This window comes from Terrimonas alba (assembly GCF_042434975.1).
Taxonomy (GTDB): Bacteria; Bacteroidota; Bacteroidia; order Chitinophagales; family Chitinophagaceae; genus Terrimonas_B; species Terrimonas_B alba.
In genome coordinates, this window is record NZ_JBHMQM010000002.1 from 385,793 (window position 1) to 397,955 (window position 12,163).

The 12,163-nt window shown below is 42.2% G+C and carries 11 protein-coding genes; 6 read left to right on the forward strand and 5 right to left on the reverse strand.

What is annotated here, in order from left to right; translation table 11 throughout:
• Positions 1-51: 51 nt before the first annotated feature.
• Positions 52-303, reverse strand: coding sequence for a hypothetical protein (locus tag ACFEL9_RS06365; RefSeq protein WP_385887279.1), 252 nt, complete (start codon positions 301-303; stop codon positions 52-54).
• On the opposite strand from ACFEL9_RS06365, the gene ACFEL9_RS06370 reads away from it, so the two are divergent.
• From ACFEL9_RS06370 to ACFEL9_RS06380, 3 genes are all read left to right on the forward strand, one after another.
• Complete coding sequence (locus ACFEL9_RS06370; RefSeq protein WP_385887282.1) at positions 302-1,636, forward strand: arabinofuranosidase catalytic domain-containing protein; 1,335 nt, start codon at positions 302-304, stop codon at positions 1,634-1,636. The two genes, ACFEL9_RS06365 and ACFEL9_RS06370, sit on opposite strands and share 2 nt — an antisense overlap.
• A gap of 335 nt (positions 1,637-1,971) precedes the next feature.
• Positions 1,972-4,470: a DUF5916 domain-containing protein gene (locus ACFEL9_RS06375; RefSeq protein ID WP_385887285.1), complete on the forward strand. Its 2,499-nt coding sequence runs from the start codon at positions 1,972-1,974 to the stop codon at positions 4,468-4,470.
• A gap of 189 nt (positions 4,471-4,659) precedes the next feature.
• A complete protein-coding gene (locus tag ACFEL9_RS06380) occupies positions 4,660-4,896 on the forward strand; it encodes a hypothetical protein (protein ID WP_385887288.1) in 237 nt (78 codons plus the stop codon).
• A 1,011-nt stretch (positions 4,897-5,907) separates the two neighbouring features.
• Here the strand turns inward: ACFEL9_RS06380 and ACFEL9_RS06385 are convergent.
• On the reverse strand, positions 5,908-6,084 hold the full coding sequence (locus tag ACFEL9_RS06385; RefSeq protein WP_385887290.1) for a hypothetical protein: 177 nt from the start codon (positions 6,082-6,084) through the stop codon (positions 5,908-5,910).
• Between the two features lie 28 nt (positions 6,085-6,112).
• Here ACFEL9_RS06385 and ACFEL9_RS06390 point away from each other — a divergent pair, with 28 nt between their 5' ends.
• Complete coding sequence (locus ACFEL9_RS06390) at positions 6,113-6,907, forward strand: M57 family metalloprotease (protein WP_385887293.1); 795 nt, start codon at positions 6,113-6,115, stop codon at positions 6,905-6,907.
• An 89-nt stretch (positions 6,908-6,996) separates the two neighbouring features.
• Here ACFEL9_RS06390 and ACFEL9_RS06395 read toward each other — a convergent pair whose 3' ends face one another.
• Positions 6,997-8,274, reverse strand: a complete 1,278-nt coding sequence (locus ACFEL9_RS06395; RefSeq protein ID WP_385887295.1) for a hypothetical protein — start codon at positions 8,272-8,274, stop codon at positions 6,997-6,999.
• A gap of 251 nt (positions 8,275-8,525) precedes the next feature.
• Between ACFEL9_RS06395 and ACFEL9_RS06400 the strand changes: the two genes are divergently transcribed.
• Positions 8,526-9,404: a winged helix-turn-helix domain-containing protein gene (locus tag ACFEL9_RS06400; RefSeq protein ID WP_385887298.1), complete on the forward strand. Its 879-nt coding sequence runs from the start codon at positions 8,526-8,528 to the stop codon at positions 9,402-9,404.
• 233 nt (positions 9,405-9,637) lie between these two features.
• Here the strand turns inward: ACFEL9_RS06400 and ACFEL9_RS06405 are convergent, their stop codons facing one another.
• The gene (locus ACFEL9_RS06405) at positions 9,638-9,928 is read right to left on the reverse strand and encodes a GlsB/YeaQ/YmgE family stress response membrane protein (RefSeq protein ID WP_385887301.1); all 291 of its coding nucleotides are present in this window, start codon (positions 9,926-9,928) and stop codon (positions 9,638-9,640) included.
• Positions 9,929-10,629: 701 nt separating this feature from the next.
• Positions 10,630-10,878, reverse strand: coding sequence for a hypothetical protein (locus ACFEL9_RS06410; RefSeq protein ID WP_385887304.1), 249 nt, complete (start codon positions 10,876-10,878; stop codon positions 10,630-10,632).
• A gap of 684 nt (positions 10,879-11,562) precedes the next feature.
• On the opposite strand from ACFEL9_RS06410, the gene ACFEL9_RS06415 reads away from it, so the two are divergent.
• Positions 11,563-12,144: a TMEM175 family protein gene (locus tag ACFEL9_RS06415; RefSeq protein ID WP_385887307.1), complete on the forward strand. Its 582-nt coding sequence runs from the start codon at positions 11,563-11,565 to the stop codon at positions 12,142-12,144.
• Positions 12,145-12,163: the final 19 nt, after the last annotated feature.

The following is a 12,163-nucleotide window of genomic DNA, read 5'->3' on the forward strand; positions in this document are numbered from 1 at the left end:
TCAAACCTTATTCATTTATGAAAAACATGGCCCCTGTAAGGCAATTTTCTTTTATTGTAAAGAGGAAATTGATAAAACCTCCGAAACAATTTTGTTCAGATTATAATTGCGGTTTTCAAAAAAAGTAAGGTGTCGCCAACTGCCGATACTGTTATCCGTTGCTTTCAGAGCCGCTCCATTCAATATCCATTCAGCCACCAATATCTCTCTGCCAATGAAAAACTGCTCAAGCCGCCGAAAACCAGGCCAACTTTTATTAAAATGGTTGCGTAAATCTGCCGCTGTTGTCGTTTCTTTTATCATGATAAATCAGGTTGCTGCTCAAAATACGCTTGACCGGGCTGGTCTTAGTTCTTCCACCCTTGCGTCGGTGGCATATAGTGTACGAAAATTAAGCTCCACCTATGCGGGGTATGCATTAAGAATCAGGCGCAGTTCCGACAATGCAGCACAGGATATTGGATTTACTGCCGGCGGACATTTGGATACTATTTCTCTTAAAACATTTGTAGGATCGGGAAATGGGTTTATCACTACCTGGTACGACCAAAGTGGCAATAACATCAATCTTACACAGGCAACAACGTCCCAGCAGCCGGTGCTTGTGGCAAGCGGAGTGATTAACCGGGAAAATAATAGACCCTTCATTCGCTTTTGGGGAGTTGTCTCCACCAGTCATAATTCACTCAACCTCCCTGCATCCATTACAACGGTAGGACATTTGTCCTCGGTGATACGTTTCGCTGCTGGTGCCTATGGTTTTATTCTTTCCTCTACCGGTAGTTATAACTGGCATGGCAACTCACCGGGCTCCAACTATCTTATTCATTCCTCTCTCGCCGCTGCTTCTGTCAGCACCGGCCTTGCGTGGCAGAATGGCAATGCAATAACCCCCGGTTCTTTTCCGTGGCCTACCAGTTTAACGGTGGCAGAATTTGCTCCGGCTACCCCTTCCTCGGGTACGGGTTGGAACAATTTAGGTAATGACAGGAATTGTTGCCATTATCTTTCAGGGGGCAGTGGTTATAGTGAGTTAATTGTTTTTAGCGCCGCACTTCCTGCTGCAGACCGGCAGTCTTTGGAGAACAGCCAGGAAAATTATTTTGCCATCGGTATTACACTACCTGTTACCTGGTCTTCTTTTTCAGCTGAAAAAACCAATAGTGGGGTGGATATAAAATGGCAAACAGCCTCCGAACAAAATACCCGGGAGTTTATTGTGCAACGGAACAACAATGGATCGTTCTGGACTGATGTAGCTATTATTACTGCGGCAGGTAATAGCAGCGATACCCGCCAATATCAATTCATGGATCGCACCCTATTGTATGGAATGCAGTATTACCGCATCTTGCAAAAAGACATAGATGGTAAATTCAGTTATAGCGACACCAGGCGTATTCAATTCGAGTCGCAACATTTACCTTTTGTAGTGTTGAATAAGCCGGCTGTAAAAGACGAGTTGCGAATACTGGTCAAACAACAACTTAGTATTTCGCTTTACAATTCAGCAGGGCTTTTGCTGTGGACGAAGCAATTTAGTGGCGGCCATCAATCCATCGATCTGAGAAATTTTGCTAAGGGAATATATTTCCTGCAAGCAAATGATCAAACGGAAAAGATAATGCTGGAGTAACGCCTTTTAATTTGTTGCTTCAGGAATGAGCAAGTTTATTTCTTTATCGCATATCCTGCATATAGAATATTCATGTCGTTGCTTTCAACCAACCAGAAGTTTTTGCCAAGATCCTGGTTATTCCTGGAAAGACCAGCAAAAGGCAGGAAAACAATTAAATAATTAAAATATGCCTTTACATATTTCCACTACCATTTGTCAGGCATAAGCTGCAATTCACATAAATTAACTCACTACGGATATTATTATCAGTGATTTTTGATTTGCGAAATTGTTACGAGTATTGTAACTTTTTTTTGCATCAAACGTAAATCGTAGAACCAACTACCGGAATAATGAGAACCAGCGTTGCATTATGGCTTGTATTGCTGCTTGTTTCCTTCAGTAGCATAGCCCAAAAAAATGTAATAAGAGAACTTGAAGCAAAACGCACTTATGGTATTGTAAAAATCGATGGTTTATTAAATGATAGTGCCTGGCGGGATGCGGCTATTATGACAGACATGGTAGAGTTCAAGCCAAAGATCGGTGCATTGGAAGATCCTGCTAACAGAACCATTGCCTGGCTCATGTACAGCGATGAAGGGATTTATTTCGGCGGTTTTTGTCATGAAAGAACGAAGGACAGTATTGCTACAGAACTAACCGGTACCCGTGATGGTTTTGGTGCGAATGATTATGTAGGATTAATTCTTGATACCTATAACGACAAGTTGAACGGATTTGAATATTTTGTTACACCCTTAGGTGAGCAATGGGATTCAAAAATGAATCCGCCCAGTCCAAATGCCGAGATGGAAGATTTTAGCTGGAATGCCGTATGGCAAAGCGGAGCTGTTATCACAGACAGTGGCTGGAGTTTTGAAATGTTTATTCCTTTTTCGGCCATCCGGTTCGGTAAAAAAGAAGTGCAGGACTGGGGCCTTAATATTACCCGCCGCAGAAGAAAAACTGAACAACAAAACACCTGGAACCCGATAGACCCCAATGTAAATGGGTTTCTTACCCAGGAAGGACTTTGGAAAAATATTTCCAATATTAAGCCACCCCTGCGTTTGCAGTTCTCGCCTTATTTTTCTGTTTATGCCAATCATTTTCCGACGAACCAACCGGGGCAAAAAAACTGGACAAGCCAGGTAAATGGCGGGCTCGACGTTAAGTATGGCATTAACCAGGCGATTACATTAGATGCTACATTGATACCGGATTTCGGACAGGTACAAAGCGATAACCAGGTGCTTAACCTTACCCCATTTGAAGTAAAGTTTAACGAGTACAGGAACTTTTTTACAGAAGGTACTGAACTATTCAGCAAAGGCAACCTTTTTTATTCAAGACGTATTGGCGGTTCCCCTATTCGTTTATACGATGTGTACAACAAAACAGACAGCAACGAAACCGTTGTAAAAAATCCTACGGAATCAAAACTGATCAATGCTACAAAGATTTCCGGCAGAATGCAGAACGGTTTAGGTATCGGTATTTTAAATGCAATAACAAAAGAGCAGTATGCCACTATTGAAAATATTGTTACAAAAGAAAAAAGAAAAATATTGACCGATCCGCTTACCAACTACAGTGTACTGGTACTTGATCAGACACTGAAGAATAATTCGAGTGTATCAATGATCAACACCAATGTGTGGCGCAGCGGCCCCGACTATGATGCCAATGTAACTGCAGGTTTATTTGAGTTGAACAATCGAACCAATACCTGGAACCTTGGAGGCAAACTGGCCATGAGTAACCGTTTCGGCTACCTGCCCACCGGTAATACACAACGTGGTTTCAGCCATGAACTGCATGTAGGCAAAACAAGCGGACGTTTCAATTTTAATCTTTCGCAGGAAAGAACGGATACCCGATATAATAGTGATGATATGGGTTATTTTACCAACAATAATTTTGTTAATCATTACCTGTGGGTAGGTTATAAATGGGTTGAACCGAAAAACTGGTACAACCGCATCAATATTAACTTTAATTCAAGCCTGAGTGTTCTCTCAAAGAAAATTGCACCCATCGACGAAACATATCAATCTGCAAGGTTAAATGTGAATACAAATATGCAAAGTAAAAAATTGTGGTGGATCGGGGGAAGTGTGACTTACAATTTTGAACAAAATGATTTTTACGAGCCAAGAACAGAAGGTTGGTTTTTTAAACGGGGTGCAAACATTAGCGGAGGTGCGTGGTTTGAAAGTAACTACAGCAAAAAATATTCAGGGTATACAGAGTTTTTTGCGCAGTCAGGTATCAAATTCTATAATTTTTTCGCCATGGATATGCTGCTGGGTCAAAATTTTCGCTTCAATAATAAATTATCACTCTCTCACCGCATCAGTTATCAACCCAGTTACAACAATATGGGTTACACCTATGTTGAAGGCAGCAGCGATATAAACTTTGCTAAACGAAAAGTAAACACCATCGAACATATACTCAGCGCCAAATACAGTTTCAGCAACAAAATGGGTATTACGTTCCGGGCCAGGCATTATTTAAGCACTGTTGATAATAAAGAATTTTATATACTGCAGCAGGATGGTAGTTTGCGTTTCAACCGGGGCTTCCATCCTGATGCAAACAAAAATGTAAACTTCTTCAATATTGACATGGTATATACCTGGCAGTTTGCACCCGGCAGTTTCTTAAATATTGTCTGGAAAAATGCAACCCAGCATTACACCAATCAGGTAGAAAATGGCTATTTCAAAAACCTGGGCAATACACTCGAATCAGATAACAATAATAATCTCTCTTTAAAAGTTATTTATTTCCTGGATTATCTCCATTTTAAAAAACATAGCAGTAAGGACGGGAAAAAACTGTAATGCTGCGAAGCTGCAGATACTGAATAAACTGGTTCCAACGTGGCAAATAATGGTAGCCCGGTCATCATTCATTATTTCAGGGGGCTGTAGGGGCGATATTTTGAAAATACCTGCAGCGTCGGAAGCGGGGTTTATAGCAGTGATCTAAAGGGGAAAATATTTCGTATTTTACATTTACAAATTACATGTATGAGCAAAGAAGTAAAGGATAAAATTAATAAGCTGCTGGATGAAATTGAAGATGAAGCAGTGTTGAACCAGTTAATGGAAGAGGTGGCGTTTTATGCCAACAAAAAAGATATAGTCGATCAGCTTTCTCCTGATCAATTGAAAGAGTTGGATAAGGCCATTGAAGAGGTCGATAATAAACAAACCATTTCATGGGGAGACTTTAAAAAAGAAATGAAGGAATGGAGGAAAAAGTAATTGTTTCCAAACGCTTCCGCAACAATACGCTCCGGGTCTACCAATATCTCCCTCAAAGAATTTTCTGCCAAAACTGCTAACAGTTTTCTTGGCCGGCTGGAAAAAAGAATAGAGTTTATTGTCAAAAATCCAACCGCAGGTAAACTTTCTGGTAAAAGGCAATATGTCCGCAGCGTTTTATTTACACCACATAATCAAATATTCTATCGGTATAAGAATAAAACGATTGAAATACTCTACCTTTTTGATATGAGGAAGAATCCGAAGAAAAAGCCGTATTGATTTCCAGCTTGTAAAATACTCCGGCAAGGTAATTTCCAAAACAGCAGGTTCTAAAATTTGCAGGAGCCTCGTTAAGGCTGATACGTAGATGCACCCGATAGATCCGGTCTCTGCACAAACCATTCAGCTTCTTTTTATTTATTGAACACTACGAACAACCGGGCTATTAAAAGCCAAATGTACCAATAGCAGTTTTATAATTTCCTTTTTCAATATTGCTATTTAGTTTACTAAAGACTACAGATTTATTTTCATCTTCGAATCCGCTTTGACCATGCTCTGTCAAAGCTTTGTCGATTATTGCCGCTGTTTCTGCCCACGGGGAGAAACTACCTTCAGTGGGATTATTGCATCAGGTAATTTCGTAATGGACTTAAAATCCTGACGGTATCATTATTGTCAGTGTTGATTCCTATAAAGTGATAGTAACAGGTGATTTTGAGCGTACATGACGGTCCACCGGAGAAAGATAAAATTTGAATTTTTGTTCCTTTAGAAATATTGGCAGCCTCATATTCAAATTTATCCAATGAAATATATTCGAAGTTTGGATCGCTGGTTTTACAACTAAAGAAGAAAATGATACAGTAATAAGGCCATTGTTCCTCTTTCGGAAGCTCTTCTATAATCCACTAAGGTAAGCGGTCCCGACGGGTTTGCCGTGAATGGGCACTACCCAGCACGGGCGATCTTAGGCCGTGCCGTGTGAGGATACGCCCACTCCGCCATTTAGAGTTCCGATGCATGAAGCCAGGTAGGGGCTTTTATTTTTTTGCTGGCGCCAGCCGGGGCAAAGGCTCCGAGGTGCACATCTTTTGCAACTGTATTGCTAAAAACTCCGGGGTATAATCGAACATTCGTTGTATCTTTTATATGCCATTTTTTCCACCAAAGTTGTTTGGTCATCGATTCATTCACTGTAAAACACATAGGTATGAAACACATGATGAAAACTCTTGCCGCTTTGGGCATGGCGGTCCTCTGCATTACATCCTGCAAAAAAGAATTACAGCAGCCGCAGACCGAAGAAATTTCACAGGCCGTAAAAGACAAAATTGCTGCGCTGGGATTTGGAACCAGTGATATTCAAATTCACGAAGACGGTTATCTTGTAGAAGGCGATATCGTTATCACGCCTGGTCAACTCAACAGTACTCCTGAGCGCCGGACACTGCGTATTGCTGGCGTAGAGCAGTACCACGCCTTTAATCTTGTAACAGGTGTGCCACGCACCATTACAGTGAGCAGCAGCGGCAGTGTTAATAATAGTGTTTCTAATGCTATTAATGCTGCCATTGGCCGTTATAATGCTCAGAATTTAGGATTGACCTTCCAAAGAGTTTCCAGTGGCGGCGACATTACCATCAAAATAGTTAACGGCGGTTCCTATATTGCTTCAGCCGGTTTCCCGGACAGTAATGGAGACCCTTATCCGGAGGTTAAGTTCAACAAAAGATTCCAAAACTACAGCTCCGGTTTTTTGACCACCGTAATGGCACATGAGATGGGCCACTGTATTGGATTCCGTCATACTGATTATATGAACCGCAGCTTTAGTTGTGGTTCGGGCGGTAATGAAGGACAGGAAACCACGGGAGTAGGAGCCGTACATATTTCCGGCACTCCGACCGGACCGGATGCCGCATCCTGGATGCTTGCTTGCCTTAGCAGTACGACTGACCGGCCGTTTAACAGCAACGATAGAAAAGCTTTAGACTATTTGTATTAAGCTGTTGAGATAGCCGGCATATCTTCTTTCGTAAAAAGCCGCTGCAATTTGTAAGCGGCCTTTTAGTTTCCCAACAAAGGCCATTACTATTATTCATCACCGAACGAACTGCTTCTGTCAAACCGCGGGTTTACGATGTTATTAAGTTTCGATCCAAAACGAAAGTTTAGACCAACGCTGGTGAAATAATTATACCCGGATGCAAGCTGTCGTCTTCTTGCTAATACCTCTTCGGGTGTTGCACTTCCTTTTACCAGGAAAACCTGGTCACGGGTAAGGCCACCAAATGTCAATACAAAGAAGGATAAACCACCGGTGATCCGAACATTGGTGTATACGTCTACGCCAAGATTAAAGTATTTCCAGTTATGCAGATAATTATGATAAGTGATCCCGGCGTAAGAGTTACCCCATTTCTGGTTGAGTGAGAGATAGGCAGAGGCACGATGCCCCCATAATGTTTCTTTGGTTTTATTATAAATGGTACTATCATAATAATTATTTCTTCGGGCAGTAAGGCCATAACTGAGCGTAAACAGCTTGTTGTTTACATCTTTATAGGGAAAGATATTGTATTCAATTGCTCCTTTTAAAAAGACACGGCCCCTGCTGTTGGAAAAAGTATTCTGGCTATATTTTATTTCATAGGCCCAGCTCCAATTTGAATTAATACTTTGAACCAAATAGTGATTGACCCACCAGCTATGATTCTTCACTACATACTTTTGCATGGTGCCGTTTTCGTCATATTCAAAGAGTGAGCGGTTGCGGTTGGCGTTTACTCCCATACCTGTTTTCGTTTTTTCGGTAATCCTATTGGCCGAGAAGCTGCCATTGAAAATTTTGTTTTTATAGTTGGCATCGCCGTTTATATCTACATATCCGCCCACCCGCATCACCCAGGCATTCCAGGGATCGACTGCATTACTGTTTGTACTGGTTGTGTCTGCCGTTTTTAAACTTATTTCCATACTGGTTACGGCCACTGTTTTAGCAATAAAAGGAACAAGCCCCGCCTTGAGATATTTTAGCAGCAGGCTTCTCTGTTCAAATTCGGTCGCATTTGGATCCGTGGTGTAGCGCAATGTGTCGGCCAGGCGCTTAAAACGCTGTTGGCCAAAGAAAATAAGCTGGTATTGGCTGCCACCGGCACCCGTGTTTTGACTGGTAATAAGGATATGCACATCGGCGGAGACGTTATCCAACAAAAAATCCACCACATTTATTTCAGATCGGATATACTGCAGATCGCACCAGGTGTTGCTACAATCAACAAAGACTTTTAACCGGGATGGGTTGATTGTCTGACCAAAAGAAAAGACGTGAAGGATAGGCATCGCCAGCAGAAGCAAACTTGTTTTTTTCATGAAGGGTTGTTTGCCACAATGATAGTGCAGGCGGCAGCTCCCAACTGACTTTGTCTTGTAAAATGAATGTAAATGAATGTAAATTTTTTGTTTTTCAATGCCTTAACGCTGGCAAAAAACTTAATTTTAAAGATGAAACGTCCATGATAAAATTTTCCTTGCCTGCCGGCAGACAGGATTATAAGACACAGGGGGCTGAAAATTTTATCATGGTAAGTTCCATTCGGCCTTAAAACAACAAAAATATACGAATGAAGTACAGAGTCCTGTTGTTGCCGCCGCTGGCCGCCCTGATTATTTTTTTCACCGTGTATGCCAGCAGCAAAGACGATGGAAAAATGCCGGAGGAGACCCGGTACCACACGGCTCTCCGGATGATCGGTCACCAATTGCTATTGAGTGCCGGTGATACCCGTTCAAGGGTGCTACCCGTAAAACAATTGCCCGGCAATAAGTTCGAGGTACACTTTGAGAACCCGCTTTCCCTTCAGCCCGACTCCATCTTTCGTATCATCAGTGAAACCGCCAGGCAATCGTCGTTGCCCGATGATTACACAGCCGACGTAGTGGAATGTACCAACAACGGGATCGTGTATAGTTTTGTAATGTCGCATATTGACAGCAATAATATTGTGCCTTGCCTCGGGAGAACCCTGCCCGCGGCATGTTACTATGTTGCCATCAGCTTTACTTCGTCCACACCAGCAGTTCCGGTCAAAGCGTGGATAGGAGCTATTGCGATATTATCGCTGTCGGCCTGGCCGCTTTATTCTTACCTGAAGAAAAAAAAACATACAAACAGTGAAGAAGAGGAGGCGCCGGTTTCAAAAAATGTTATCAGTATTGGTCACTTTCTTTTTCACGCTGACGAGCGATACCTGGAAATTGATAATGAACGAATCGATCTTACCGACAAAGAATCGAAACTGCTGCATCTTCTTGCCTTATCTCCCAACAATACCCTTGATCGCGACAAGCTACAAAAAGAAGTGTGGGAAAACGAGGGAGTTATTGTAACCAGGAGCCTTGATGTTTTTATCTCCCGCCTGCGAAAAAAATTGGAAAAGGACCCCAACGTCAGGCTTACGAATGTACATGGTAAAGGATATAAACTTGAAATAGACAGCTAACCAATCAGTATTTTTAGCGTAGAAAATTCACAGTATCATTGGCTGGCCAATAACAGATGCAGCAGGCTTTGATAATGTTTGTCACTGATACTCTTATTGCAGGCTCCCTTCCTTAGTTGAAACATAGGAGCCTCGTTGAGGCTGATGGGGATGCAATCTCCGGCGCAACCGGTCAACTTTTATTTATTAAACACCTCGGACAACTGTGATGGTTATCGTGAAGAGTGAGATCATTAATAACGCCTGGGTCCCGAGATGCCTTTTCGTATTAATGCCACGATAAGCGTTAATACGGCCGAACCGACCACAGACCAGATGACAGGAAAAGTTTTTCCCCCGATCTTTATGGCTAACAGTTCAGGCAGGCCAAATTTTCCCGCCATCCACATCCCGATGTAAGCACCGATAAAGCCTACAACAATAGAAACAAGGCATCCGCCAAGGTCATAACCGGCAAGAGACTGACCGACTGATCCGCAGATAGCTGCAATAACGAGAAGGACCAAAAATTCGATAAGCGTCATGTTTTTAATATTTAGCAGAAGTTGTTGCAATTTGAATGCCGCAAATAAAACATAGCCCTCTATTCGTGTGACCGGTGCAGATTACCCGACAAGCCTGTCTGCCGACAGCTTATCCTTACCCAAATTTTTATCCATGCTTATTACATTATAGCCTAATCATGTATCTGTTTCTCGATTATTTCTTTCGGATAAGCAGACTCCGTTTACTTTCTTTTTCTTAAAAAAAAAGAAAGTAACAAAGAAAATTCAAGGCCAATTCCCTGTCTGCCGTCAGGCAGGTATGCGGTACATTTCCTTATGTCAAAATTTCCGCTGCAGAATTGGCCGATGAGAACAACATGAAATTTGAAAAACCTACAGAAACAAGACTCCGCTGCGTGCTATAAGTAGCCGCTGGAGGCGGCTGTGTTTTTCGCTTGCAGTCTTTTGAAATTAGGTGACCAATAAATCGGCGAAAAACAAGGCGCTGGAATATTCCCTATACCGGTCTATTAAAGCAAAAACCTAAGGGAGAGATTTGGGTAACGATTAGCTGCCGACAGGCAGGCTCAGTACACCAATCGCGGCGTGCTTCTTTTCAGGAACACCTGCATGGGCGGAAGTTGAGCGGCATCCTCTTCGTCTCCCCGATATCATGATCAGGGTGTGTGTCTTACGCACCACCACTTTAAAGGGCTTTCGAACCAAGTTCCAGGTGTTCATTACTTCAGGAGGTGACGTATCGGGATAGCTTCCAGGTAAGGAGTCAGGTGTTCCGCTTTATGATATACCTTGTATTTCTGGATCTCTTTTGTTTTCCGGTTGCAATAAGTTTCAACATAAAAATTTGGCAACTGGAAAAGGAACACGACGTAATTAAAAACCTCCATTTTGGCAATAGCAACTCCTTCTTGTAAAACCATAGATCTCTTTTCTTCCTGCGTTAACAAAATAAATTCTGATAGTTTCATAAATGCCGGTTTTAATACAGTTAAATTAAAAATGCAATTAGTAAACCCGTAGCTGGCAGAGACGAATCCCTGGTACTAACAAAAATCAATGAACTTACGAGGCTGTAACGTTAACTAACAAAAAATGAGGCTGGACTGAAACTTGCCATTTAATGGCGTGATGAGGATACAAATATAAAGGTGATTTCGGAACTCATCAACTTATTTTCTCCTCATTCAATGGAATTGGTAGTGTGTTTTTAATGCCGTAATGTGTCTCCATGCATCATTCTCCGGGCTGTAAGACATTACCGGGACAGTCGGGGGACTTGGCTAATCGACATTACTTTAGTTCGAAAATTCCGATACGCGGACACGTGTCGGGGCTTTTGTTTTTTGCGGACACGAACCGAGGCTAAGCCCTGTAGGGAGGCATGTGCTTTAGTTTCTAAGACGAGTATTGCGGGGAACCGTCGTTGTTTATAATTGTGCAGAGCCAAAGCTTGCACGCCGAGAGGTATGACAGCTTCTGCGAGAAGCTGATACGGAGACGCAGTCTCCGTATAACATCCTATAATTTTTATTTTTCTTATTGGTTTGGAACATTACGGACAACGGGGATCAGAACAAAGATTGTTTTGTGTAAAGTTGCCGCACTATTTTGCTGAAAGAAGTATTTAATTTGCCGTGGTTAAAAAGAGTATTATGACCAAAAACCGTATGGAAGCTTTCAGCGATGGCGTGCTGGCTATTGTTATCACCATCATGGTGCTTGAAATGAAAGTACCACATGGGGGATCGTTGCAGTCATTAAAGCCATTAATACCTGTTTTTTTGAGCTATGTACTAAGTTTCATTTATATCGGGATTTATTGGAACAATCATCATCACATGCTTCATACGGCTCAACATGTCAACGGGACTGTATTGTGGGCCAATATGCACCTTCTTTTCTGGCTTTCCCTGTTTCCTTTTGTTACTGGCTGGATGGGTGAAAATAATTTCGCTACAATACCGGTGGCCTTATATGGCGTGGTGGCGGCCCTGGCTGGTATTGCTTATTATCTGCTGGCACACAGCCTTGCTGGTTTGCACGGAAAAAATTCTCCCCTGGCCATAGCACTTGGCAAAGACTGGAAAGGGGTTTCATCAATTATCATGTATCTACTTGGCGTTGGGCTGAGCTTTCTCTCACCCTGGCTTGGCCTAATCACGTATGCATTGGTTGCCTGTGTTTGGTTTGTACCTGATAAAAGGATGGAAAGGCAGATAAGGCAGAATGATTGAGGGAATGCTGTTTCCCAGC

What these genes read in the sequence shown, in the direction of transcription:
- ACFEL9_RS06370 (WP_385887282.1), top strand. Translation starts at nt 302, where the DNA reads ATGATAAATCAGGTTGCTGCTCAAAATACGCTTGACCGGGCTGGTCTT.
- ACFEL9_RS06365 (WP_385887279.1), bottom strand. Translation starts at nt 303, where the DNA reads ATGATAAAAGAAACGACAACAGCGGCAGATTTACGCAACCATTTTAAT.
- ACFEL9_RS06375 (WP_385887285.1), top strand. Translation starts at nt 1,972, where the DNA reads ATGAGAACCAGCGTTGCATTATGGCTTGTATTGCTGCTTGTTTCCTTC.
- ACFEL9_RS06380 (WP_385887288.1), top strand. Translation starts at nt 4,660, where the DNA reads ATGAGCAAAGAAGTAAAGGATAAAATTAATAAGCTGCTGGATGAAATT.
- ACFEL9_RS06385 (WP_385887290.1), bottom strand. Translation starts at nt 6,084, where the DNA reads ATGACCAAACAACTTTGGTGGAAAAAATGGCATATAAAAGATACAACG.
- ACFEL9_RS06390 (WP_385887293.1), top strand. Translation starts at nt 6,113, where the DNA reads ATGAAACACATGATGAAAACTCTTGCCGCTTTGGGCATGGCGGTCCTC.
- ACFEL9_RS06395 (WP_385887295.1), bottom strand. Translation starts at nt 8,274, where the DNA reads ATGAAAAAAACAAGTTTGCTTCTGCTGGCGATGCCTATCCTTCACGTC.
- ACFEL9_RS06400 (WP_385887298.1), top strand. Translation starts at nt 8,526, where the DNA reads ATGAAGTACAGAGTCCTGTTGTTGCCGCCGCTGGCCGCCCTGATTATT.
- ACFEL9_RS06405 (WP_385887301.1), bottom strand. Translation starts at nt 9,928, where the DNA reads ATGACGCTTATCGAATTTTTGGTCCTTCTCGTTATTGCAGCTATCTGC.
- ACFEL9_RS06410 (WP_385887304.1), bottom strand. Translation starts at nt 10,878, where the DNA reads ATGAAACTATCAGAATTTATTTTGTTAACGCAGGAAGAAAAGAGATCT.
- ACFEL9_RS06415 (WP_385887307.1), top strand. Translation starts at nt 11,563, where the DNA reads ATGACCAAAAACCGTATGGAAGCTTTCAGCGATGGCGTGCTGGCTATT.